At 69.4% G+C, this 22,852-nt stretch carries 30 protein-coding genes; 16 read left to right on the forward strand and 14 right to left on the reverse strand.

Going from position 1 to position 22,852, the window contains the following annotated elements:
* Positions 1–171 precede the first annotated feature (171 nt).
* Together CEK29_RS10665 and CEK29_RS10670 are read left to right on the forward strand one after the other, a co-directional pair.
* A complete protein-coding gene (locus CEK29_RS10665; RefSeq protein WP_094799728.1) occupies positions 172–1,089 on the forward strand; it encodes a BON domain-containing protein in 918 nt (305 codons plus the stop codon).
* Between the two features lie 62 nt (positions 1,090–1,151).
* Positions 1,152–1,553, forward strand: a complete 402-nt coding sequence (locus tag CEK29_RS10670) for a PRC-barrel domain-containing protein (protein WP_094858058.1) — start codon at positions 1,152–1,154, stop codon at positions 1,551–1,553.
* 111 nt (positions 1,554–1,664) lie between these two features.
* On the opposite strand, the gene CEK29_RS10675 is transcribed toward CEK29_RS10670, so the two are convergent.
* Positions 1,665–1,964, reverse strand: a complete 300-nt coding sequence (locus tag CEK29_RS10675) for a DUF378 domain-containing protein (protein ID WP_094858059.1) — start codon at positions 1,962–1,964, stop codon at positions 1,665–1,667.
* An 11-nt stretch (positions 1,965–1,975) separates the two neighbouring features.
* On the reverse strand, positions 1,976–2,233 hold the full coding sequence (locus CEK29_RS10680; protein ID WP_094799731.1) for a hypothetical protein: 258 nt from the start codon (positions 2,231–2,233) through the stop codon (positions 1,976–1,978).
* Between the two features lie 136 nt (positions 2,234–2,369).
* On the opposite strand from CEK29_RS10680, the gene CEK29_RS10685 reads away from it, so the two are divergent.
* From CEK29_RS10685 to CEK29_RS10695, 3 genes are all read left to right on the forward strand, one after another.
* Positions 2,370–3,065: a PIG-L family deacetylase gene (locus CEK29_RS10685; protein ID WP_094799732.1), complete on the forward strand. Its 696-nt coding sequence runs from the start codon at positions 2,370–2,372 to the stop codon at positions 3,063–3,065.
* 102 nt (positions 3,066–3,167) lie between these two features.
* On the forward strand, positions 3,168–3,809 hold the full coding sequence (locus CEK29_RS10690) for a hypothetical protein (protein WP_255176129.1): 642 nt from the start codon (positions 3,168–3,170) through the stop codon (positions 3,807–3,809).
* The gene (locus CEK29_RS10695; protein WP_094858060.1) at positions 3,806–4,420 is read left to right on the forward strand and encodes a DUF4142 domain-containing protein; all 615 of its coding nucleotides are present in this window, start codon (positions 3,806–3,808) and stop codon (positions 4,418–4,420) included. The genes CEK29_RS10690 and CEK29_RS10695 overlap by 4 nt, the downstream gene beginning before the upstream one ends.
* A gap of 8 nt (positions 4,421–4,428) precedes the next feature.
* Here CEK29_RS10695 and CEK29_RS10700 read toward each other — a convergent pair whose 3' ends face one another.
* Positions 4,429–5,424 carry an SDR family oxidoreductase gene (locus CEK29_RS10700; RefSeq protein ID WP_094858061.1) on the reverse strand — a complete coding sequence of 332 codons (996 nt, stop codon included), beginning with the start codon at positions 5,422–5,424 and terminating at the stop codon, positions 4,429–4,431.
* Between the two features lie 202 nt (positions 5,425–5,626).
* On the opposite strand from CEK29_RS10700, the gene CEK29_RS10705 reads away from it, so the two are divergent.
* Positions 5,627–6,778: a DUF748 domain-containing protein gene (locus CEK29_RS10705; protein ID WP_170948451.1), complete on the forward strand. Its 1,152-nt coding sequence runs from the start codon at positions 5,627–5,629 to the stop codon at positions 6,776–6,778.
* A 138-nt stretch (positions 6,779–6,916) separates the two neighbouring features.
* On the opposite strand, the gene CEK29_RS10710 is transcribed toward CEK29_RS10705, so the two are convergent.
* Positions 6,917–7,552 (reverse strand): DUF883 family protein, encoded by a 636-nt coding sequence (locus CEK29_RS10710; RefSeq protein ID WP_094799736.1) that lies wholly within the window; start codon positions 7,550–7,552, stop codon positions 6,917–6,919.
* Positions 7,549–8,022, reverse strand: a complete 474-nt coding sequence (locus CEK29_RS10715; protein WP_094858062.1) for a hypothetical protein — start codon at positions 8,020–8,022, stop codon at positions 7,549–7,551. Before CEK29_RS10715 ends, CEK29_RS10710 begins: the two co-directional genes overlap by 4 nt.
* Before the next feature lie 290 nt (positions 8,023–8,312).
* Between CEK29_RS10715 and CEK29_RS10720 the strand changes: the two genes are divergently transcribed.
* A complete protein-coding gene (locus CEK29_RS10720) occupies positions 8,313–8,585 on the forward strand; it encodes a hypothetical protein (protein WP_094799738.1) in 273 nt (90 codons plus the stop codon).
* Positions 8,586–8,638: 53 nt separating this feature from the next.
* Here the strand turns inward: CEK29_RS10720 and CEK29_RS10725 are convergent, their stop codons facing one another.
* Positions 8,639–9,721 carry a DNA topoisomerase IB gene (locus CEK29_RS10725; RefSeq protein ID WP_094799739.1) on the reverse strand — a complete coding sequence of 361 codons (1,083 nt, stop codon included), beginning with the start codon at positions 9,719–9,721 and terminating at the stop codon, positions 8,639–8,641.
* Between the two features lie 102 nt (positions 9,722–9,823).
* On the opposite strand from CEK29_RS10725, the gene CEK29_RS10730 reads away from it, so the two are divergent.
* A complete protein-coding gene (locus CEK29_RS10730; protein WP_094799740.1) occupies positions 9,824–10,375 on the forward strand; it encodes a type 1 glutamine amidotransferase domain-containing protein in 552 nt (183 codons plus the stop codon).
* Positions 10,376–10,486: 111 nt separating this feature from the next.
* Here the strand turns inward: CEK29_RS10730 and CEK29_RS23870 are convergent, their stop codons facing one another.
* Genes CEK29_RS23870 through CEK29_RS10745 form a run of 4 tightly spaced genes read right to left on the reverse strand, consistent with a single transcriptional unit; the run spans position 10,487 to position 13,205 of the window.
* Complete coding sequence (locus CEK29_RS23870) at positions 10,487–10,681, reverse strand: hypothetical protein (RefSeq protein WP_170948452.1); 195 nt, start codon at positions 10,679–10,681, stop codon at positions 10,487–10,489.
* 33 nt (positions 10,682–10,714) lie between these two features.
* A complete protein-coding gene (locus CEK29_RS10735; RefSeq protein ID WP_176456878.1) occupies positions 10,715–11,254 on the reverse strand; it encodes a CinA family protein in 540 nt (179 codons plus the stop codon).
* An 18-nt stretch (positions 11,255–11,272) separates the two neighbouring features.
* Positions 11,273–12,025, reverse strand: a complete 753-nt coding sequence (locus CEK29_RS10740; protein WP_141217923.1) for an alpha/beta hydrolase family protein — start codon at positions 12,023–12,025, stop codon at positions 11,273–11,275.
* Positions 12,026–12,032: 7 nt separating this feature from the next.
* Positions 12,033–13,205 carry a DUF3182 family protein gene (locus CEK29_RS10745; protein WP_094858063.1) on the reverse strand — a complete coding sequence of 391 codons (1,173 nt, stop codon included), beginning with the start codon at positions 13,203–13,205 and terminating at the stop codon, positions 12,033–12,035.
* Positions 13,206–13,372: 167 nt separating this feature from the next.
* Here CEK29_RS10745 and CEK29_RS10750 point away from each other — a divergent pair, with 167 nt between their 5' ends.
* Entirely contained in the window at positions 13,373–15,193 is a 1,821-nt protein-coding gene (locus tag CEK29_RS10750) for a hypothetical protein (RefSeq protein ID WP_094858064.1), read from the forward strand.
* A 123-nt stretch (positions 15,194–15,316) separates the two neighbouring features.
* Here CEK29_RS10750 and CEK29_RS10755 read toward each other — a convergent pair whose 3' ends face one another.
* Genes CEK29_RS10755 through CEK29_RS10765 form a run of 3 tightly spaced genes read right to left on the reverse strand, consistent with a single transcriptional unit; the run spans position 15,317 to position 18,253 of the window.
* On the reverse strand, positions 15,317–16,312 hold the full coding sequence (locus CEK29_RS10755; protein ID WP_094858065.1) for a lysylphosphatidylglycerol synthase domain-containing protein: 996 nt from the start codon (positions 16,310–16,312) through the stop codon (positions 15,317–15,319).
* Between the two features lie 28 nt (positions 16,313–16,340).
* Complete coding sequence (gene clsB / locus CEK29_RS10760; RefSeq protein ID WP_094858186.1) at positions 16,341–17,579, reverse strand: cardiolipin synthase ClsB; 1,239 nt, start codon at positions 17,577–17,579, stop codon at positions 16,341–16,343.
* Complete coding sequence (locus tag CEK29_RS10765) at positions 17,579–18,253, reverse strand: endonuclease/exonuclease/phosphatase family protein (RefSeq protein ID WP_249279039.1); 675 nt, start codon at positions 18,251–18,253, stop codon at positions 17,579–17,581. The genes clsB and CEK29_RS10765 overlap by 1 nt, the downstream gene beginning before the upstream one ends.
* Positions 18,254–18,521: 268 nt before the next feature.
* Here CEK29_RS10765 and CEK29_RS10770 point away from each other — a divergent pair, with 268 nt between their 5' ends.
* The 7 genes from CEK29_RS10770 (at position 18,522) to CEK29_RS10795 (ending at position 21,818) form a co-directional block, all read left to right on the forward strand.
* On the forward strand, positions 18,522–18,707 hold the full coding sequence (locus tag CEK29_RS10770) for a hypothetical protein (protein WP_094799745.1): 186 nt from the start codon (positions 18,522–18,524) through the stop codon (positions 18,705–18,707).
* A gap of 168 nt (positions 18,708–18,875) precedes the next feature.
* On the forward strand, positions 18,876–19,043 hold the full coding sequence (locus tag CEK29_RS23875) for a hypothetical protein (protein ID WP_170948454.1): 168 nt from the start codon (positions 18,876–18,878) through the stop codon (positions 19,041–19,043).
* 73 nt (positions 19,044–19,116) lie between these two features.
* Positions 19,117–19,275, forward strand: coding sequence for a DUF3309 family protein (locus tag CEK29_RS10775; RefSeq protein ID WP_212590903.1), 159 nt, complete (start codon positions 19,117–19,119; stop codon positions 19,273–19,275).
* 87 nt (positions 19,276–19,362) lie between these two features.
* Entirely contained in the window at positions 19,363–19,617 is a 255-nt protein-coding gene (locus tag CEK29_RS10780; protein WP_094799747.1) for a hypothetical protein, read from the forward strand.
* A gap of 148 nt (positions 19,618–19,765) precedes the next feature.
* Positions 19,766–20,374: a PadR family transcriptional regulator gene (locus CEK29_RS10785; RefSeq protein ID WP_094799748.1), complete on the forward strand. Its 609-nt coding sequence runs from the start codon at positions 19,766–19,768 to the stop codon at positions 20,372–20,374.
* A gap of 61 nt (positions 20,375–20,435) precedes the next feature.
* The gene (locus CEK29_RS10790) at positions 20,436–21,260 is read left to right on the forward strand and encodes a siderophore-interacting protein (protein WP_094858066.1); all 825 of its coding nucleotides are present in this window, start codon (positions 20,436–20,438) and stop codon (positions 21,258–21,260) included.
* A gap of 120 nt (positions 21,261–21,380) precedes the next feature.
* Positions 21,381–21,818: a universal stress protein gene (locus tag CEK29_RS10795; protein WP_094799750.1), complete on the forward strand. Its 438-nt coding sequence runs from the start codon at positions 21,381–21,383 to the stop codon at positions 21,816–21,818.
* Positions 21,819–21,854: 36 nt separating this feature from the next.
* Here CEK29_RS10795 and CEK29_RS10800 read toward each other — a convergent pair whose 3' ends face one another.
* Entirely contained in the window at positions 21,855–22,739 is an 885-nt protein-coding gene (locus CEK29_RS10800) for an ornithine carbamoyltransferase (RefSeq protein ID WP_176456879.1), read from the reverse strand.
* Positions 22,740–22,852: the final 113 nt, after the last annotated feature.

Genomic DNA, 22,852 nt, shown 5'->3' on the forward strand with positions numbered 1-22,852 from the left:
TTTGGGGCAGCGTAGCGAGGCGTGGCGGCCGCGCGCTCCGCACCGGCAAACGCTGCCCTCGATACGCACGCTTGTAACCCGGCACGCGCCTTGCGTGCCATGAGGGCTTCCCCGCCGCCGTGCGCGACAGCGCCATCCCTCTCGCGGCGGGTTCGTATCAGGAGGCAGATCATGGGCCAACAGAAAGACCGCAACACCCCTCAGGAACGAGATCCCCGCGGCAGCGGCGACACGCCGCCCGAGAATCAGCGCGCGGGCGGTCGTGATGAACCGGGCTGGCATCCTGATCCCGGTGCCACCGGCAAGGACTCGCGCGCTCGCCACGCGCAGGAGCACGAGACGCGCAAGAGCGGACAGTTCGGCGCCGACGAGCCGGATTACGGTCGCCCGCAGGGCGATCGGCCCGCGGACAATGTCGGCGGCAAGCCGAACCGCGCCGGACCGCAGTACGAGGAGGGCGGGCGCTATCCGGGTCCGCGTCAGCCTGGCGGCGATGCCGCCGAGGACCCCGAGCCGGCCCGCTCCGCGCAGCACGATGGCTGGGCGCCCGGCACCCGCGCCGCCGCGCGCGACGAGCCGGTACGCAGCCGCAGCGCCGATCCCGGCCAGAGCAGCTACGGCGGCTTCTCGCACGAGAATCCCTCTTACCAGCGGCAGCAGCTGACCGACACGGAAGACCTGGCGTACTACCGCGAGGCGCGCGACCCCTGGGGCCGGCAGCCCGGCCGCGACGCGCCGCACGAGCGTGCGCGTGAAGGGCGTGGCGCGCAGGGTCGCCTCGACGAACGCGACGAGCGCGACCAGTGGCGCGAGGCGCAGTCGCGCGCCTGGCGGGATCAGCCGACGTATGTCGATCCCAAGGGATATGTCCGCTCGGATGAACGCGTGCGCGAGATCGTGTGCGAGCGTCTTTCGCGCAGCGGCCTCGACGTGAGCGACGTGTCGGTGGACGTGAGCGAAGGCACCGTGAGCCTGCAGGGCACGGTCGCCGACCGGCGCGTCAAGCACGACGTCGAGGATTGCGTCGATGCCTGCGCCGGCGTGACCGACGTGGATAACCGGATCAAGGTCGCGGCGCGCGGCCGATGAAGCAGGGCGCCGGGTCATGCCCGGCGCGCCGCCCTGCCGGAGATCGCTTACTGGAGATCGACATGAGCGCAGAATCGACCAATATCGTGGGCGGGCCCAAGCGTCATCCCTCGGGCCCGGGGCCGGAAATCATGGCGGCCGAAACGCTCGAAGGCAATGATGTCTACAACCCGGCGGGCGAGAAGCTCGGCACCGTGGAAACCATCATGATCGACGTGCCGCGCGGGCGCATCGCCTACGCGGTGCTCGCGCGCGGCGGCGTGATGGGTGTGGGCGACAAGCTCTACGCCATTCCGTGGGCCGCGCTCACGCTCGACACGGATCGCAAGTGCTTCGTGCTCGATGTGCCCAAAGACCAGCTGAAGCAGGCCGAGGGCTTCGACAAGCATAATTGGCCGCGCATGGCCGACGAGCGTTGGGCCAGCGACGTGCACGCCTACTACAACCAGCCGCCGTACTGGTAAGGAAGCAGGCGCGCAAAAAACAAGGCGCCGTCCCGAGGGGCGGCGCCTTTTGCGTCGTGGCGCAGCGCGCATTTCGCTCGAACAGGCGTCGTGCGGCGTGGGTGGGCAGGGTCAGCGCGCGCGCTCCTGCGCGGGTTCGCGCACCCAGCCTGCCAACAGGACGACGGCGTGCAGCGCCGCCAGGCCGATCAGGGCCTGCGCGACCCGCGGGGCCCACGGCCAGGGAGACAGCAGCACTTGCATGAGATCCAGGTTGACGGCCGCGATCAGCCCGGCGTTCAGGCCGGCGCACACGAGGATGGTCAGGGCGAGCCAGTCGCGCAGGCCCAGACGGGTATCCTCCTGTCGCCGCACCCAGCGAGGCAGGTCGTCGGCGCGGCCATCGGTAAGAATTTCAGCGCTACGGTGCATGGTCGGTACCGTCATCCGGGCCGGCCGTTACGGACCGGATCGGGCTGGGCGTGAGACACACCCGCTTCGGTTTCGTCGACCACTTCGTCCGGGCCGATGTCGGTGCCGTCTTCGTCTTTCTCGAACGGACGGACGGATTCGCGCTCGCCCGTGCCCTGGGCATCGCTGTCGGTGTCGGCTTCGCTGCGCGGCAGGTCGCTGGCGGAGTCGGACGAGTCGCTCGGACCCAGGCCCGGGCGCGGGTCGGGAATATTGTCGAGGTCAGGCATGGGCAGCTCCTGCAAGGTGAATGGGGTGCCTCCGCATCGGGAGGCCGCCGGCCTCACAGCAAGTGCCGTGCCTGACGCGTTCGCACGGCACGATAATTGCGTGGTGGAGGCGTCCGGGCGAACGAAGGAGCTCAACGTGCTCGAATTCCGCGGTGTGGTCGTGATTTCGCCCCACTACGATGATGCGCTGTTCAGCTGCGGCGCCGCCTTGTCCGGCTTTCCCGGAGCCACCGTGCTGACGGTGTATAGCGCGGTCCCGCCCGCGGGCACGCCGCCCACCGACTGGGATGGCCGTTGCGGCTTTCTCGACCCGCAGCAGGCGATGGCGGTGCGGCGCGCCGAAGACGGCAGGGCGCTCGCGCTGTTGCAGGCGCAGGGCCGCGCGCTCGACATGCTGGACCCGCGCTATGGCGGCGCCGGTGCCGCGCCGCGCCTGCGGGGCGTGCTGGCCGCGGCGCTGACATTGTTGCGTCCGCAACTGGTGTTGCTGCCGCTCGGGTTGGCCCATGCCGACCAGGGCGATGTCGGCGATGCCGTGCTGGCCGTCATGCCCTTGTTCGCGGGCGTGCAGTGGCTGGCCTACGAAGAACTCATCCACCGCGACGAGCCCGGCCGCATGCAGGCCCGGCTTTCGATGCTGCAGCAGCGCCGCGTGAGCGCGACGCCCACGATCTGCGGCGGCCAGGATCACGCGCTCAAGCAGCGCGCGCTGGCGGAGTGCGCCAGTCAGTTGCGCGGGCTGGACGCCAGCGAGCTGGGCGGCACCAGCGTGCAGCCCGAACGGTTCTGGCGCCTGGAGGCCCTGCACGGCAAGGCGGCCGCGAGCCATTGATACTCGGCGGGGCCGGGGCCCATGGGCATGTCGCTTGCTGCGACGCCCGCGGTGCAGTGGCATCTTCCGGCTGGCACCGGCCGCAGAATCCAGGAGGCTGTCATGTCCTTGATTGTCGCAGCACGCTTCCAGACCTTCGACCACGCCGAACTCGCCGCGCAGAAATTGTTCGCGGCCGGCTTCGGCGAGGATGACGTACATACCTTTTATGTGAATACGCCGGGCGGCCACGCGCGTCACCCCCTGGGCGGCGACCGCGCGGCCGATCCCGATTCGGCCGGGGCGCAGTATGGCGCGATCGCCGGCGCGGCCGTGCTGGGGCTGATTCTCGCGGTGGTCGGCGGCGTGCTGGGCATGCGCGTGAGCGGCTCTATCGTGGCCATCGTGGCCGGCGCCGGTGTGGGCGGCTACCTGGGCGCGCTCGGCGGCGCGATGTGGATCATCGGCCGCAAGAAGCGCCGCGGCGCGCCTGGCGCGCCGCTGGACGACGCAGGCCACCCCGAGGTCCGGCCGGCCGGCGTGCTGCTGGCCTTGCACGTCACGCCGCAGCAGGAGCCTGACGCCGTGCGCATTCTGCGAGGCGCCGGCGGCCAGGACGTCGAGCGGGCGCAAGGGCGCTGGCGCGAGGGCCGCTGGGTCGATTTCGATCCGCTGGTCGCGCCCGAGCGCGAGCCGGAGACGGTGGTTCGCCAGGATCCGCAACCGGCGGGCCCCGCCGGCGTCGCCACGAGGAGCTTTCCATGAACGCCCTGCGTATTCCGCTGATCGCCGCCGCGCTGCTGATCGGCGCGGCATGCCGGGCGGCCGCGCCGAATGCCGATGACGGCCAGTTCATTGCGCGGGCCGTCGCGCTGTCGCAGTTTCAGATCGAAGCCGCCGAGTTGGCCCAGTCGCGCGCCGCCGCCGGCGACGTGCAGGCTTTCGCACGTCAGATGCAGGCCCAGCATCGCGAAACCTTGCAGGCCTGGCAGCCCTATATCGGCAAGACGGCGCCCGCACCGACCGGCGCTTATGCCGGCCTGCTGGGCGATCTCAAGGATGCACGTGGCGCGGCATTCGATCAGCGCTATCTGAACGACGCCGTCGTGGGGCCCCTGGGCGAGGCACTGCCGGCCTACGACGCCGCCATGAAGCATGGCGCGGATCCCGCGATCCGGGATGCGGCCAAACGCGCGGCCGCGCAACTGGCCGAACAGCGCACGCGTGCCCAGGCGCTCCAGACGCCGGCTCGCACGCCGGCCGCCGATACCGTGGCGCCGACGCCGCGCGGGGAAGCGCCGGCGGTGTCGCCGGCGTCACGCACCGCACCGGCGGCCGGCACGGCCGGCCCCGGGGGCGGGGCGCCCCAGAAGTAAGCGAGGCATCAATCGCCGGCGCTGCCCGTGATGGGCAGCACGATGCCGGTGATATAGCTCGCGCAGCAGGGCGCCGCCAGGAACACATAGGCCGGCGCGATCTCCTCGGGCTGGGCCGGCCGGCCCAGATCCGTTTTCTTGCCGAATTCAGCCACTTCCTCGGCGGGGCGATCCGCGGGGTTGAGCGGCGTCCACACGGGACCCGGCGCCACCGCATTCACCCGGATACCCTGTTTGGCCAGGTTCGCGGCAAGCGCCCGCGTGAATGCGTGGATGGCGCCCTTGGTCGTGGAGTAGTCGATCAGTTGGCCGCTACCGCGCAGGCCCGTCACAGAGCCCGTATTGATGATGGACGAGCCTTCCTTCAGATGGGGCAGGGCGGCGCGCGCCATCTGCATATAGCCGTAGATATTGGTCCGCAGCGTCTCGTCGATGCGGGCGTCGCTGAGCTCGAGCAGCGACTCGGCGTGCTCCTGGAACGCGGCGTTGTTCACGAGGATGTCGAGCCGGTCGAATGCCGAGATCGTATCGCCCACGGCCTTCTCCGCGAACTTTGGATCGCGCACGTCGCCGGGAATGAGGATCGCGCGGCGGCCTTCGGCCTCGACGTGGCGCGCGGTCTCCCTGGCGTCTTCGTGCTCGTCGAGGTAAGCGATGGCGACGTCGGCCCCCTCGCGGGCAAACAGCACCGCCACGGCGCGGCCGATACCGGAGTCGGCGCCGGTGATCAGCGCGCTCATGCCGTCAAGCTTGCCGCTGCCCTTGTAGTGCGGCGCTTCGAAGCGGGGTGCCAGCGCCAGCTCGTGCTCATTGCCGGGCTTGTCCAGATGCTGTTCGGGCAAGGGGGGCTCGGGCTGCTTGCGCGAGCCGGCCTGCGCGGCGTCGTCCTCGCCGCTGTCGCCGCGGGCGGCGTCACGCTCGTCCTGCTGATCCTGCAGTGCGCGCTGGCGGCCTGCGGTCGTATCGGCCTGGTCGCGGTGCTTGCCGTCGGTAGGCTTTGCCATGGTTCGGTCTCCTTGGGAGTGTCGGTGTAGAGGGGAATGCGAAGCGCACGCTGGCCGGGCCGCAAGACGCATGCCGTCGGCCGGGCACGGCAGTTGCTCTTAGAGCGCCACATTCGCCGCGTGGTCAGGACGAAGTCAGGTTCATACCCACCCCGCGACTCCCACCGCTGCCCCATCCCCTCGACCCTTGAGGATGCCTGACATGGACGCCATTACTCCCGACCGCGACTTGCGCGGAACCGCAGACCGCAGTGCCGCCCGCGGTTGCGGCATCAGTCAATATCCCGTGCTGTGCCGCGTGCTGTCGGCACTAACCGCCACCACGCTGCTGTTGCTGGCCATCGCCGGCATCCTGGCGTTCCTGGTCGTTCGCGTCGTCGAACTGCGGGTGGACAGCATCGTGGGCCCGCGCGGCCAGGTCGGTGACGTCCGCGTGCGGCCCAACGAGATCGTGCTGACCGATGTGGTCCTGCCCGGCACCGCCGGCCAGGCGCCCACCCGCGCCGAGCGGGTGGTGCTGGTGCCGCGCTGGCGCGAGTTCCTGACCCACCAGGCCGTGTTCGAGCGCGTGCTGGTGCGCGGCTACGACATGGAAGTGCTGCGCGACAGCGAAGGCACGCTGCACGTGGCGCCTTCGCTGGCGCGCGCCCTGGCCATCGCCCGCGGCGAAGACGGCCAGCCGCGCCCGGCCTGGGCCGGCCGCGTGGTGCTGACCGACGGCACGATGCGCTATCGCGACCAGACCGTATCCAAGAACGGCCACGAAATGGTGTTCGAGCAGGCTCGCATCGAGCTCACGCCGCTGGCGGTGCCGGCGGGCGACGAGCGCATGGACGTGCGCTTCGAAGGCGTGACGGCCAAGGGCCCGGAGGGTCAGCGCGGCATGGCGGCCCTGGTGGGCTGGGTGCGCGGCAAGGGCCAGGACGCCGATCTGCGGCTGGCGGTGCGGCACATGCCGGCGGCCCAGGTGGCGCCGTATCTGCAGCTCTCGCACAGTGCGCCCATCACCGGCGGGCTGATCGATCTGGACATGCGCACCGATGTGCGCGACCACGCGCTGCAGGCCAACGGCACCCTGGCGCTCACCAAGGTGCGCTTCGGCGACGAGGGCAGCATCTTCGCGCTGCCGCGCCAGGCGGTGTTGAGCGCGATGGCCGACCGTAACGACACGGTGCGGTTCGACTTCACCGTCAAGGGCAGCCTGGACGATCCGAAGTTCGCCTTGCAGCAGAGCCTGCCGCAGCGTGTCGCGGGCGGCTTCGCCCGTGCCGTGGGCGTGTCGGCCGAAGGGGCGTCCGAAGGCTTCACCGGCGCCGTGCGCGAGATGGGCAAGGCGTTCACCAACCTCTGGTGATCTCTGCGCGGACAAGACGATGCGCAGCTGACACGATGCACAGATGATGCGCAGCTGACACGATGCACAGATAAGAAAATGGCCGGAGGCGATATCGCCTCCGGCCATTTTGTTGGATGCGTGATCCGGGAGCGCGGCTCAGCGGCGGCCGACGATCACGCCAAACAGAAAAGCGGCGCTGGCGGCCCAGCCCACGGCTTGCCAGGGATGCGTGCGGACATATTGCTCGGTGCAATCGACCGAGGCACGCATGATCTCGTTGGCGCTGCCGCCGGCTTCGTTCAGGGCCTCGCGGGCGTCTTCGAGCTGGGCACGCAGACGGGTCTTGAGCACTTCGATGTCTTCGTGACCCGATTCGCGCAGCGTGGTGTCGAGATCCTCGAGCAACTGGCGTGCGCCGCCACGGCGCGAACGGGTGGCCTCGGCGCCCGTGGCATTCAGCGGCGTGCCGGTGGGCGGGGTCGACGTGGATTCCATGGTTTCTCTCCTGAGTTTCTGCCGGGGAAAAGTGACACCCGATCGTACCAGTCCGGCGATCCGGTCACGCAGCCACACCGAAGTGGCCGCGCGGGCGGGCATCTTGAGAAAACGGGGCCAGCCGCTGACAGCGACAAGGCCGATGACGAGGGCCCGCGCGGTGCGCCCGACCTGCAGCGTGGTGTCGGGCGTGGCGGGACCGGGCGTGCGGTCGGGTTGCTCGGCCAGTTGCCGGCGTTGTTCTTCCATGCGCGCGAGCAGCTGGGCGCGCTCGGCGGCGAGATCGATCTGGCTCATGGCTGGCTCCGGTGGGTGGGTTCCGAGGGGCGGGATGCGGGGCCGCGGACGACCACGTCCGGGGCGGCCGGACGCTGCATGGCGTCACGCAGGGTGTCGGCATCCAGGCGCATCTGCTCACCCACGCTCTGGAACGGCAGGCCATCGGGTACACCACGGCGCACGATCAGGAAGCTGATCAGCGCGATGGCGAACCACACGCCCGCGATGATCCAGGCCGTCATGCGGCGCCACGGCGTGTCCCAAAAATGCACCAGGGCGGCAATCGAGATGAAGGCGGCGGCGCCCATGCCGGTCAGCACGAGCGCGACCAGGGCGATCAGCGAGCGCACCAGGGATTGGCGGTACATCGCCATTTCGATATGCAGCAGCTCGGCATACTGACCGAGGCGGCCCGCCGCGAAGCGGGCCAGCACGGTGACGCGCGCGAGGCGGGCCTGGAGCGCGGCGGTGAAGCGGGAGGGGTTCATTGCGGCACCTCGATGAGGTCGGTGCAAGCCTGGGCCCAGGCTCGAAGGGTGGGGGTCGTGATCACGTCGGCGTGCTCCTCTCTGCTCGTGGTTAACCCGGAATGCCGGCCCTGGTCCGATTGGACCGCGGCTGTAAGGCTTTGTTCAGCAACTGGCGCGCCTGCCCCCGATCCTGTACAAACGAACCAGGGTACGGGAATTGCTTGTGGCGGGTGAGACAGCGCCGCGCGACCTCGTACCGGCCGCCACGCATGGCCGTATTGCATGTATCTACCCCCAAGGAGAACGTCATGACATCCAACGCGAAACCCACTGGCAAGTCCGTCAGCGGTGGCGCTCCGGCGCCGGCGCCCGACGACCAGAGCGTGAGCATCAACGCCAAGGTCCTGCCGCCGCGCGGGCCGGTCGATGTGCCGCGCATGCCGCCCCCGGTCGCCAAGCGCGCCGTGGACGAGGCTGGCGAAAGCAGCAAGCCCGCCGAAGACACCCAGACCGAGTCCAACTGGGCCGACCCCGTCGATCCCCAGCCGTACGCCAAGAACGCGCGCTCGTCGATTTTCTGACGTGATGACGCCCGGCATGGCGGCGAGCCGCCATGCCAGCCTTTCTTCCCTGATCACGATTTCTTTTCGCGCGGACATGTCGCCTCCGGTTCCGGCAGCGCTTGCAGGAACGCAAGCAGGCGACGTTCTTCCGCGGCGAGGCCGCGCGGCGTATCGGGCGCGCGCATATCGGGCGCCAGCGTGCCCGCCAGATAGGCCTCCATCACGGCAGGGTGGATATAGCACGCGCGGCAGACGGCGGGCGTGTTCGCCAGCCGCTGCGCCACCCGCTTGATCACATCGGTGAGCTGCTTGCGCGTGGCCGCGGGCGCCTCGGCATCGGCTTGCGCCGGCAGGCAGCACGCGCGCAGCGAGGCATAGGCGTAGAGAGTGCCGGCCCACGTGCGATAGTGCTTGGCCGTAAAGTCGGCGCCGCTGGCCTCGCGCAGATATTCGTTGACCAGATCCGAATCCACCGCGCGCGGCTCGCCGTCTTCATCGATGTAGTGAAACAGTTGCTGGCCGGGCAGGTCCATGCAGCGGCGCACCAGCCGCGCGATGCGCCGGTCGGCCACGGTCACGTCATGCGGCACGCCGCTCTTGCCGACAAAGCGCAGCCGGATGCGATCGCCCGCCACCTGGGCGTGACGGCGCGTCAGCGTGGTCAGCCCGAATGATTTGTTGGTACGCGCGTATTCGCGCGATCCGACGCGGATACGCGTGAGCTCGAGCAGGCGCACCAGCGTGGCCGCGACCTTGTCGCGCGGCAGGCCGGGCAGCGCCATGTCGCGTTCGATGCGGGCACGGATGCGCGGCAGGCACAGGCCGAACGCCGCCAGCTGACCATACTTCTGTGCGTCGCGCACCGTCGTCCATTCGGGGTGGTAGCGATATTGCTTGCGGCCCCGCGCATCGCGGCCGGTGGCCTGGATATGACCCTGCGGGTCGGGGCAGATCCACACATCGGTGTAGGCCGGCGGAATCGCGAGCATGCGAATGCGGTCCAGCGTCGCCTTGTCGGTGATGCGCTTGCCGCGGGTATCCAGGTAATGGAAGGTCTTGGCGTTCACGCGCCGGCGGCGATAGCCGGGGCGGCTGTCGTCGGCATAGACCAGGCCCGCGGCGGCGGGCAGGGGCAGGAGCTCGGGCGCATTCATGGCGGGCGTTCAAGCAAGCGCCATGCCCGGGCAGGCATGGGGGTTGCTGCCCAGGCGGTCGGGCGCGGCCTGTCCGGCCGGGCGACATGACAAGGAGCAAGCATGGCAACACTGAAAGATCTGAACGTCGCGATCCTGGCCGTCGACGGCTTCGAGCAGGTCGAACTGACCGAGCCGCGCGATGCCCTGCGTGCCGAGGGCGCGCGCACCATTCTGATCTCGGCCAAGACCGACCCCATCCAGGGCATGCACCACGACAAACCGGGCGACCGCTTCGACGTCGATCTGACCTTCGCGCAGGCCGAGGCGGATCCGTCGGAGTTCGACGCGCTGCTGCTGCCCGGCGGCGTGGTCAATGCCGACGAGATTCGCATGCATCCGAAGGCGCAGGCCTTCGCCCGCGCCATGGTCGAGGCGAACAAGCCCGTCGCGGTGATCTGCCACGGTGCCTGGCTGCTGATTTCGGCCGGGGTGGTGCGCGGGCGCAAGCTCACCAGCTGGCCCTCGCTGGCCGATGATCTGCGCAACGCGGGCGCGGACTGGCAGGATCAGGAGGTCGTGCAGGACGGCAAGCTCGTGTCGAGCCGCAAGCCGGACGACATTCCGGCCTTCAACCGCGCCTTCATCGAGCTGCTGCGACAGTCGCGCGGCTGACGCTGGCGCGTGCCACGCGCCCACGTAAAAAGATCGCCCGGCAATCGGGCGATCTTTCTTTGCGCCGGGCCGCACGGGGGCGGGCCGGCATGTCGGACGCGATGGCCGGTATCAGGGGCGGCGGGCGCCACCGCCGCGATTACGGCTGCTTTGTTGATCGCCGCCGGTGCCGATCTGAGAGGTGTGGCCATCCTTCTTGCTGCGATTCTGCTCGCTGCCGTGGCTCTGCTGCTCGGTGCGGTCCGTGTCGTCCGTCTGCGGTTTGTCGGCGTCCTTCTGGGCCTGGGTATCCGTGCGCTGATTCATGAGACGTCTCCTTCGTTGACGTGGTGGCGGCCGTCAAGCGCGGCCGGCCGAAGAGGCGGCACGCGCATTCGTGCCGCCGTTGAGAAAATCCTCCACATGACGCGGGATCTGCAGCAGGGCGTACGTCGCGCTGGCGCGCCGGATCGCATTGCGGCTGCCCGAGAACACGCGGGTCTCGGTATAGACGGCGGGCGTGGCGTCGGCCGCGCCGGCCTTGATCACCCAGGCATAACACTGGGTGCCGGGCGCGATGTCGGGATCGGTATCGTCGGTCACGCCCGTGTTGGAGATCACGACGCGCGCGCTGCTGCGGCGCGCCGCGCCCAGTGCCATCGCGCGGGCCACGGCCTCGCTGGTCAGGTTGTGCCGCTGCAGCGTCGTCGCACTCACGCCGAGCTCGCGCTGCTTGGCCTGCACGGTGTAGGTGACGAAGGCGCAGTCCAGCAGCGAGCCGGCGCCCGGCACGTCGGCCAGGGTGGCGGCGATCAGACCCGCCGTGCAGGATTCGGCCGTGGCGAGCGTCAGTTCGTGTTCGCGCATGAAGCGGGCGAGGTGTTCGATTTCAGTATCCATGGCGTCGGTGGCAAGCGCTCAGGGGACGGGCCGGGGTTCGCTCAGGCGAGCACCGGTCACCATCTCGGTCACCCAATTGACCAGAACGGACGTGTAGGCGCGCTGCGCCGTCTTGTCGCTCAGGGCATGGTCGGCGCCGTCGATGATGCGATGAGTCATCGAGTGGGCGCGCCGAAACGACGAGCGGTAATTCATGATGGTGGAATGCGGGATGTAGGTGTCGTGCTCGGCCTCCACCAGCAGGACGTCGCCGGGGAAATCGGCGCAGGCGGCCAGCGCGCGATTGTCGGCCGGGCCGAGATCGCGCTGGCGATACTCGCGCAGGACATCCCGGTCGAGCTCGACCTTGGGGCGGTCCCATTCTTCGTCGCGGTACAGCGCCGGCACGTGCAGCGCCAGCCAGCGCACGCGGCGCAGCGTCGTCAGAATGGTCGCGAGATAGCCGCCGTAGCTGCTGCCGACCACGGCGATCTCGGTGGTGTCGAGGTAAGGATGCGCCGCAAGCTGGTCGTACGCGGCCAGCACGTCGTGCAGATTCTGTTCGCGCGAGACCTCGCGGCGCTGCGCTTCGGTGGCGGCGTGGCCGCGCAGGTCGAAGGTCAGACACACGCAGCCGAGCGCGGCGATCCCGCGGGCGCGGGTAAGGTCGAATTCCTGGCTGCCACCCCATCCGTGGATGAACAGCACGCCGGGCACCTTGGTCTGCGGCGTGAGGAACGTGCCGGCCAGCGGCGGCGCGCCTTCCACCGCGATTTCGGTGCGATTGCCGATCGTGTTGTTATTGGGCGCCACGGCGGGTCTCCTCGGCCTCGGGTTGGTCGGGACTCAGCCCGCCCGATTTGGAAATGAAGCCCACCGTGCTGTCGTAGGCATGAAAGGTCAGGTGGCCGCGCGGCGGCTGCACCTGAGGCTGACCATAGCGCTCCTGCGTATACGACTGCACCGTCTGCAGCGTGGGGTTTTCGGCAAAGGCCTCGAGCGCCGCGATCTCCGCGATGCTCGCGCCTCCCGCGCGCCACGATTGCTCGAGCACGCCGGCGCGTTTGTCGCCGGCCTCGTCCTCGCCGATCGCGACGTCGTAGTTGCGCCGTGACGCGAGCAGGGCGGGGTAACAGGTCTGCACCGCGCTGTCGTAGACCCGGGCCTGCTGGATAGCCAGGCGTTCATCGGGATGCGTGGTCTGGGCCAGCAGTGCGTCCCAGCCGCCACGCACGACGCGCAGCCGCGAGCCGCCGTAGACCTGTTCGCCGCGGTTGTCCGAGGTGAGCGATTGCGTGCCGACATAGGCGGCATCCAGGGTGCCGATGCGCAGCGTGCCCACGCTGTAGGTCTCGAGCGAGGCCAGATTTTCTTCCAGCACCAGACCCAGGCTGCGCACGACGGGCTCCTGCAGGCGGCCCAGCGCGGCCTCGAGTTCTGCCGCGTTCGCCACCACTTCCTGGCCGCGGCCGGCATTCGCCTCGACCTGTTTGACCCGGATCGGGCCGCGCGCGAGCAGGGTGACGCCGGCGCGTTGCGCATCGGCCAGGCTGAACGCGGTGTAGCCGGCGAGCGTGACGCCCTCGAGCATCTCGCCCAGACGGCGCGACCAGCTCGACGGCGCGCGCGCCCGTGCGTTGATCAGCGGGTGCGTGATGGACTTGGTGGCGACATAGGCGTGCGGAACGACGCCGCCGTAGAGGTCGGTTTCGCCGTCGATGCCGAGCGTGCTGGCACGGGCGCGTCCGATGATGGTACGGGCGGGCACGTAATACACGGAGCCGTAGCGCGGCCGCAGCGCCGGCCGATAGGCGGGCTCGGGGTCGAGATCGAGCAATGCCGCAATGCGGCGCGCGAGCTGATCCTGCGAGGCGAGCTCGTGTTCGCTGGGCGCCTGGGCGCGGGGATAGGGTACGACCACGCCGCGGCGCGCCGCGGGGACGTAACTGGAAGAACGGGTGGGCGTCGTCATGAACGCGTCAGAGCAAGCCTCGTACCTGTAGTCTCACCACGGAGAGGAAACGGGGCCGCAACAAGCGGCCGGCGGCGGTGCTGCGCCGCAACGGCGGGCACACGACTTGCTATAGCCGCTGTATTGCCCGGTTACGGGCTCCTCCCGCGGCCCCGAGCCGTCGCATCATGACTCTCACGCTGATTTCTTCCATCGACTCGCGCGGTCCCGCCCGTGTAGCGGGCGCACCGGTGTTGCGGGTGCATGAACCTGCCCGCGGCGCCGAAACGCTGAATCGTTTTGCCTACAGCCTGCCCACGCCCTTGCGCATGGCGCTCACTCAGCGGCTCGCCATGGCCCGCCGCGCCCACTGGACCGAACGCCTGTGGCGTGCCGACGCCACCCTCTGGACGGGCGCCGACGAAGGCAACTGGCTGGGCTGGCTGACCTCGCTGCGCCGGCCGCAACGGCTTACGCGCGAGCTGGCCGCGCGCTGCGCGGCGCTCTGCGGCCAGGGCGCCACCGACGCCGTGCTGCTCGGCATGGGCGGTGCGAGCCTCGGCGCCGAAGTGCTCGTCGACATCGTGGGCAAGGCGGCCAAGGGCATGCGGGTGCATGTGCTCGACACCACCGACAGCGCCCAGATCCGGGCCGTGGCGCAGCGCATCGAACTGCGCTGCACGCTGTTCATCGTCGCCAGCAAATCCGGCACGACGATCGAGTCGCGCATGCTGGCCGATTACTTCCACGAGCGCCTGTGCGCCGAGCTCGGCGAGGCCGAGGCGGGCAAGCGCTTCATCGCCATCACCGATCCGGGCACGCCGCTCGAAACCCATGCCCGCGAGCGTGGCTACGCCGCCGTGTTCCAGGGCGAGCCGACGGTCGGCGGACGCAATTCCGTGCTCACGCCGTTCGGTCTCGTGACGCTGGGCCTGCTGGGCCACGACCCGGCCGAATTCCTCAAGGCCGCCCGCCCGATGCTGCGCGCGTGCGCGCTGCGCGATCCCGAGAGCAATCCCGGCCTCTTCCTGGGCGCGCTGGTCGGCGAAGCGGCGCTGTGCGGGCGCGACAAGGCGACGATCCTGGCCACCCCGGGCCTGGCGCCTTTCGGTGCCTGGCTCGAACAGCTTTTGGCGGAGTCCACCGGTAAATATGGCCGGGGTGTGATCCCCGTGGACCGCGAGCCGGCCGGCGAGCGCGAAGACTATGGCGAGGACCGCCTCTTCATCGCCTTGATCGAGCCCGGCGAGGCCGGTCTGGCCGTGCGCTCGCGTGCCATCCGACTGGCCGAAGCCGGTCATCCCGTGGTGCTCTTCGAACTGGCGGATCCCGCGCGGCTCGGTCAGGAGTTTCTGCGCTGGGAAGTGGCCACGGCGATCGCCGGCGCGATTCTCGGCGTGAACCCGTTCGACCAGCCCGACGTCGAGGCCGCGAAGCAGCGGGCCCGCGCACTGACCGAGAAGTGGCGCACGGACGGCGCGTTGCCGGTGGCCGAACCGATGCTGCGCGAAGGCCAGCTGCGTTTCTATGGCATGCCGACCGGCGCGGGTTCCGCCGCCGAGCTGCTGGCGCATCACTTCGTGGCGCTGCGTGGCCGTGGCTACGGCGCCGTGCTGGCCTACATCGCGCGCAGCCGCGCGAACGAAGCCCGTCTCGAACAGCTGCGCCGCCTGCTGCGCGACGCCAGCGGTTGCGCCACGGTGGGCGGCTTCGGTCCGCGCTATCTGCACTCGAGCGGCCAGCTGCACAAGGGCGGCCCGGCCGGCGGTGTGTTCCTGCTCATCACGGCGGATACCAAGCCCGAGGTCATCGAAGGCCAGGGTCTGGACTTCGGCGTGATCCAGGCCGCGCAGGCGCAGGGCGATTTCGAGGAGCTGCGCGCGCGCGGACGTCCGTGCGTGCGGGTGCATATCGAGGGCGACCTGCACAGCGGTCTGGCCCAGCTCGCGCACGCCCTGCACGAAGGCCTGTCGCAGTCCTGGCATCGCGCCGCCGAAGCGCACGCCTGATTCACGCAGTACAAAAACATCGCGGGACGACCGGTAGTACCGGCGTCCCGCGATTTTTATTGGGTGGAAGGAAGCGGGGTGGCTGCGGCAGACACGGCTCCCGCGTCCGCCGCACCCGCAGGATCAGGAATGCCGCACTTGCCCGCCGTGACGCGCACGCCAGGCGAGCCGGGTTTCGATGATGCCGTAGGCCAGCACCGCGACCCCGAGCGGCACGACCGCGTATAGCGCGCGGTAGGTGAGGGCGGCGCCCAGCACCTGATAGCCGGGCAGCTGGCCCGCGAACGCGGCCATGAAGATCGCTTCGGTGGTGCCGAGACCGCCCGGGATGCGGGTCACGAGGGCGGCGAAACTGGTGCACAACAGCACGCCCAGCACCGCCGCGTAGTCGGCCTTGCCCTGCATCAGCACCCACATGATGGTGCCCATGATGGTCCAGGACAGCGCGGCCAGCAGCGTCTGCGCCACCGCCATGCGCCCGCCGGGCAGCACCAGATGCTGGCCGAACAGGCGGTAGCTGCGTTGGCGCGCCCTGGCGCAGTAGCCGATATAGACCACGCCCAGCACCAGGATCACCACGCCGATGATGCGCAGCACGCCACGGCCGATCTCCCAATCGGCCGGGACCGGCACCGCGCCGCTGACGAACACGGCGCCGCCCACGAAGGCATAGCCGATCCAGTTGGTCGCCGCCGAAAACAGCGCAACGCGCGTCGCCACCGACTTGCGCACGCCGAGTTTGGCGTAGAGCCTGAGCCGCATGCCCAGGCCACCCACCAGCACGCCGAGGTTCAGGTTCATGGCATAGCTGACCAGGGCCACGCCGGCGACCTGCAGCGACGGGAGCTTGTGCCGCGTGTAGCGCTTGGCGAGCAGGTCGAGGCTGGCATAGGCGAGATAGCCCGCCACCACCAGCCCGCCCGCGATCGCGATGTTGCGCGAAGGGATGTCGCGCATCGCGCTCCACACCTGTGGCCAATCGATACTGCGGGCCACGTGGAAGATCAGTCCTCCCACCACCAGCAGCACGAGCACGATCAGCACGCGTTTGATGAGGGGCCAGTGGCCTTGCCAGCGCCGCCGGAGGCGGTGCAGGGTGTGCGTACGCAGGTGTCTCATGACGGACTCCGGAAGCGGAAGCGCGGGTTCATGACGCCTCCGAGGGGGTGCGGGGCGTGGCGCTGTCGATGGTGTCGGCGCCCGGCAGGGCGTCGGCCTGTTGGCCCAGGGTCTTGAGTCGCGGCTTGTGCGCGGGCAGGCTGCCCGCCCAGGCCGGGAAGCGACGCAGGAAGTGATAGATCACGACGCCGAACCAGAGGCGGCGCAGACGGCGCGCGGACTGCGACGGGCGCGGCGCCAGCTTGCAGTGGTCGGCGATCAGGGTCTCCAGGCTCGTGCGCAGCGCCTGATTGAGTCCGGTGTCGTGCACCACCACATTGGCCTCGAGATTGAGCGCCAGGCTGAAGGGGTCGAGGTTGCTCGAGCCGATGGTGCTCCAGGCCCCGTCGACGCAGGCGACCTTGCCGTGCAAGGGCCGCTCGCAGTATTCGTAGATCTGCACGCCGGAGCGCGCGAGATAGTCGTACAGCATGCTGGCGGCGTACTTCGCCACCGGCATGTCGGGCTCACCCTGCAGGATCAGGCGCACGCGTACGCCGCGGCGGGCCGCTTTCACGAGATCGCGCAGCAGGTTGAATCCGGGAAAGAAGTACGCGTTGGCGATCAGAATGTCTTCGCGGGCGGAGCGGATGCCGGCGCGGTAGTAGCGCTCGATGTCGGTGCGGTGCGTGTCGTTGTCGCGCACCACCAGGCGGCCGACGCCATCCGCGCCGGGCGCGGCCTGCGTTGCGGTGCGCCGGCGCCAGCGCCGCCGTTGCCGCGGGCCCAGGGCCGCGCGCGCGTAGTTGGCCAGGTCCACGGCCAGCGGGCCATCGATACGCACGGCGTAGTCCTGCTTGGCCTCCGGCCCGGACTCGATCAGGTGGTCTTCGGAGAAGTTGATGCCGCCGATGAAGGCCACGGTCTCGTCCACCGCCACGATCTTGCGGTGCATGCGGCGGAACACGTTGGTCCGCATGCCGAGGATGCGCGGCCGCGGATCGAACACATGCAGCCGCACGCCGGCTTCGGTCAGTCCTTTGATGAAGGGCTCGGTCAGTTCGTCGGAGCCGTAGCCGTCGACGGTGAGGTCCACCGATACACCGCGTCGGGCCGCCGCGATGAGCGCCTCGCGCAGCGCCTGTCCGACCGGGTCGTCGAACAGGATGAACGTTTCGACCAGCACCTCGGTCTGTGCCTGTCCGATGGCCTCGATCACCGCCGGGAAATACTCGCCGCCATTGATGAGCAGCTTGAACGTGTTGCCGTCGCGCCAGGGCATGTTCATCATAGCGAGATCTCCGCGGCGAGCGGCACGTGGTCCGACAGCTGCGACCACGGGCGCGAGGCCAGGGGCAGCGCGCGCCAGCTGCGCACGTTGCGAACATAAATCCGGTCTAGGCGCAGCAGCGGCCAACGCGCCGGAAAGGTCTTGGCCGGCCGGCCATAACGCGTCGCATATACCTCGGCGGCGCCACAGCGGCGCATCACGCTTTCGGCACGCAGGCGCCAGTCGTTGAAATCGCCGGCCACGAGCACCGGTTCGTTGTCCGGCAGCTCCGCCATCAGGCTGCACAGCCGCGCGATCTGCCGCTTGCGCTGCCATTCGCGCAGGCCCAGGTGGACGCACACCGTGTGCACCGGGGCGCCATCGGCGCCCGCCGCGAGCACACAGTGCAACAGGCCGCGCGCCTCGTGGGGGCCTTCGCTTACATCGTGATTGTCGTAACGCATGATTGGATACTTGGAGAGCACCGCATTGCCGTGATGGCCGTGCGGATAGACGGCGTTGCGGCCGTAGGCGAAGTCCTGCCACAGGCTGTCCGCCAGAAATTCGTACTGCGAAGTCGTGGGCCAGTCGGTGTGACGCGCGGCATGTCGCTGATGCTCGCCCAGCACCTCCTGCAAAAAGACGACATCGGGCGCCGCCTGCCGCAGTGCCTCCCGCAGTTCGTGCAGCATGAAGCGCCGGTTGAACTGCGTGAATCCCTTGTGCGTGTTGACGGTCAGGACCTTGATCACGCCCGCGGCGCGAGGTGCGTCAGCGGCGCCAGAGGCCGGGGTCGATGGGGCGAGTGACTCCCGTGGGGGTGCGGTCATGCGGCGGGCTCCAGTGTGCGAGACGGCACCCAGAGCAAGCGTCATGCCCGCGATGTTTTCACCGGGTGGGCATGACACTTGCGAGAGCGACGGCGCGACCGCACTGTGCGCCGCGTCCAAGGAGACCGATATGCTTCATCTGATTCTGCCCAACGATAGCCTCGCCGCGCACACGCTCCGCATGCACGTGCCGCCGCGTCCCGATCCCATTCCGCCGGGCTCGCCCCCGGGCGATCTGCCCGTCGATCCCGATACCGACGAGCCCGAAGTCGATCTGCCGCCGGGCGAACCCGAGACGCCGCAAAAGGTGCAGTGAGCGAGCCTGGGGCAGCAGGGCGGCGCAGTAAGGCCGCCCGGTCAGGGCCGGCATGTCGCCGGCCTTTGCTTTGTGGGCCTGCGACGCGCCATCCGGCCCGGGCACGCGACTTGCGAAAGGGGCTTCGGCGGAATCACCGCCTGTCTGTCAACACTCAGGAGACACACCATGAGTCAGCAGCGTCAGCCCGACCAGCAGAAACCGCAGAATCCCGGCCAGCGTCAACAGGCCCAGGAAAACATGCGCGACAAGAATGCTCCGCAGCAGCCCGGCAATCCCGCCGGCGGCAATAAGAGCGGGCAACAAGACTCGGGCAAGGGCAATCAGCAACGCTGATCGCTAACCCGAGGGGCCGCGTCTGTCCCAGGGTCGGGGCGGCGCGGCCCGTTTCCAGATAACGGACAAGGAGATCCTAATGGGCACCATACTTTTGATCGTGTTGATTCTGCTCCTCATCGGGGCGCTGCCGAGCTGGCCTTACAGCAGCGGCTGGGGCTATGGCCCGAGCGGCCTGTTGGGCGTTGTGGTGGTCGTACTGCTCATCCTGGTCCTTATGGGTCGGCTATAGAGCCTGCCCGCGCAACACCGTTTATTTCGATAACGCCGCGACGGGCCCGATGGGCCCGTTCGCGCACGCACATGAGAGGGGTAGCCTATGAGCAAGAGCGTTTGGCGTGATTTCGGCCCGTTTCGGGTGCATTGCAAAGTGGTGCGTACGCCCAAGGGGCGCTACGCGATCGAACTCTGCGTGGAAAAGCCGGAGTCCAAGGGCATGCCCAGCGTCTGGCCTTTGCCGCGCAACGTCGTCTTCGATTCCGAAGACGAGGCGATGAACCACGCGCGTCTGGTGCTGTCGGGTGTGCTCGACGTGCATCCGATCACCGGTGAGCCGCGCTTCGGCCTGCTCTGACCGCGACCGCCGGCATATCGTGCCGGCCCGGTTACACCGAGCGCCGGTCCGTCAGAGGCCATCACGCCGCTGACACACACTGCGTGGTTTGACGAACATATATCTTAAGATATATCGTACGATCTATATCGTAAGACATAGGTTCGTCATGCCCGCTCGTTCTCATTCCCTTCATACGTCCCGGCGCGAGCCCGGCCGTGGCGGCGACGACCACGGCTGGGCCCGCGGGCGCAAATTCTCCTCCGAGGATCTGCAGCTCATGGTGCTCGCGCTGCTGCGCGACGGCGCCAGTCATGGCTATGAGCTCATCAAGGCACTCGGCGAACGCAGCCAGGGCTACTACACCCCCAGCCCCGGCATGATCTACCCCACCCTGACCTGGCTCGAAGAGGCCGGTTACGCCACGGCGCAGAGCGAGGGCAGCCGCAAGCGCTACGCACTGACCGCCGCCGGTCTCGACCACCTTGCCTCGCACGAGGCGCGCGTCGCGCTGTTGCTGGCGAAGCTGGCGCATGTGGGCCGCAAGATGGCCTGGATCCGCCGTGCGATGGAGGCCGGCGAGCCCGAGCTCGACGCCGAGGGCGCCGACCGCCAGACCGGCTGGACGCCGGAATACGTGGCCGCCCATATGGCGCTGCGCGAGGCGCTGCTGTTGCGCGGGGGCGCCGCGCCCGCCGAGCAGCGCCGCATCGCCGCCATCCTGGCGCGGGCCACGCGGGCCATCGAGGCGCCGGGCACCGACGAGGCCGCCCCATGACGCCGCGGCTTGCCTGTACCCGGCCCGCCGTGCGGGCCCCTCGCGATACGGAATCACATTCATGAATCAAACGACCCTCACCACCCCGGCCGCCGATCTCACCGTCGAGCGCGTGCGTCACACCCTCAAGCTGCGCCAGCTCACGGTGCAGCGCGTGCAATCCCTCACGCCGCACATGGTGCGCGTGACGCTCACCGGCGAGGACCTCGCCGACTTCGTGTCGGCATCGTTCGACGATCACGTCAAACTGTTCCTGCCCGAGCCCGGGCAGGCCGCCGTCCTGCCCACGATGAGCGAGCAGGGCCTCGCGTTTCCCGCCGACGCGCCCAAGCCGGTGATGCGCGATTACACGCCGCGCCGCTACGATGCCGCGCGGCGCGAACTCGACATCGATTTCGTAGTGCATGCGAGCGGCCCCGCCACCAGCTGGGCCGCGCAAGCCCGCGTCGGCGACACGCTCGCCATCGGCGGCCCGCGCGGCTCGTTCGTCGTGCCGACCGGCTTCGACTGGCATCTGCTGGTCGGCGACGACAGCGCGTTGCCGGCGATCGCGCGCCGCCTGGAAGAGCTGCCCGCCACCACGCAGGCCATCGCGGTGATCGAGGTCATCGATGCCCGCGGCGTGCTGGCGCTCGCCAGCCGGGCGGCGACGCGCATCGTGTGGCTGCATCGTGACGGGGCCGCGCGCTCGGGCCTCGCGGATGCCGTGGCCGGCCTGACCTTGCCGCCGGGCGAAGGCTATGCGTGGGCGGCCGCCGAATCGACGGCGGCGCGCGACGTGCGCCGCGTGCTGGTCGAGCAGCACGGCATGGACAAGAAGCGGGTGCGCGCGTCGAGCTACTGGAAGCAGGGCGCCGTGGGCGTGCACGAGACCCACGAAGACTGAGTTCCGCCCGCGTTTGATCGGCCGCAAGCGTCGTGCGAGAGGTGTTGGCCGACGGGTCGGCGTACTGCCGTAGTATCGAGGGGAGCGGGCGGCTCGCGCCCGTTCCATCAGGAGACCGGTATGTACGAACACATTCTCATCCCCACCGATGGATCCGATCTGGCCGAAAAGGCCGTGGTGCAGGGGTTCGAGCTCGCGCGCAAGCTGGGCGCGCGCGTGACCCTGATCAGCGTCATTCAGCCGCTGCGTCCGCCCGGCGGCGAGTCGGTGCAGCTGCGCGGCACGCTCGAGGAATACGAGCGCGAACAGCGGCGGCAGACCGAGAGCTGGCTGGCGCAGGCGGGCCAGCGCGCCAGCGCGTCCGGCCTGACGTGTGACGTGGTGGCGGTCAACGCCATGAGTCCCGCCGAAGCCATCATCGACACGGCGCGCGAGCGCGGCTGCGATCTGGTCGCGATCGCCTCGCATGGCCGCAGTGGGCTGAGCGCCGTGTTTCTGGGCAGCGTCACACAGAAGGTGCTGGCCGGCACGGACCTGCCGGTGCTGGTCTACCGCTAAGACCGCTCACGGGCCGCGCCGTCGGCCCGTTGCCCCTCATAGCCCGCTTGCCGCCCACTCCAGCAGCGCGTTCTGCGCATGGAGGGCGTAGCCGTGCGCCAGCGGCCCGGTGCATGCCGCATGGCGCCAGGTGTCGGGATCGCAGGTGTCGGGATGGCTGTCGGGCGCCGCGATCACGTCGACGTCGGGGCGCAGCGTGTCGAGCAGCGCGGCATTGAGCCGGAACGGCGCCAGCAGTGTCGCCGCGGCATCGCGCGGCGCGGGCGCGGTCACGATCAGATCGGCGTCCTGGAGCTCGCCCATGTCGGTGCTGGTGACAAAACGCGGCGCCGTGCCTGCCGGCCGCAGCGCCAGCCACGGGCTGGCATAGACCTGCACCACGGTAATCGGCAACAGCGTCGCCGCCTCGATCCAGGATTGCAAGCGCGCGCAATCGGGCATCACGGCACAGACCTTGATGCCATCGAGACGACCGTTGCGGTGCAGATGCCAGGCCAGATGGCCCAGCACCGGCAGCGGCTGATTGCGCCAGGTGCCCGCATTGATGACGGGGCAGGGCGCCGCGGCCGCGAGCGCCTGCAGCGTGGGGAGTTGCTGCGCGCCCGTCACGATCACATCGAACCACGCGCCCAGTGTCGCGCCCGCGTCTTCGGCCTGTGCCGCGTCGCCCCAATCGGCCGGCACGCCGGCGCAGGTGCCGCCCATCGCCTGCACGCCGACCTCGAGCGCGGTGTTTTGCCGCCAGTTGCCGGCGGGCGGCAACGCCACGCGCCGTCCTGCCAGCACCTGCGGCACGCGCCGCGCCTGCCACCAGCGCGCCATGTCCTGCGCGCCTTCCAGGATCGCCATCAGATCGCGGGTCTCGAGCGCATCGAGCGCGAGGAAGTCACGTGAGGCGGACGGCAGGGACGTGGGCTGCATATGGATATCCGGTTTTCGAGGATGCGGCATTGTGCCGCATGAATGCTGGCTGTGCGCGGTTCGGGCGCGGTTTCGCATGAAGACATTGCGCATCGGTATTTCGCGGGGCGCGC

The organism is Bordetella genomosp. 5 (assembly GCF_002261475.1).
Lineage (GTDB): Bacteria > Pseudomonadota > Gammaproteobacteria > Burkholderiales > Burkholderiaceae_B > Bordetella.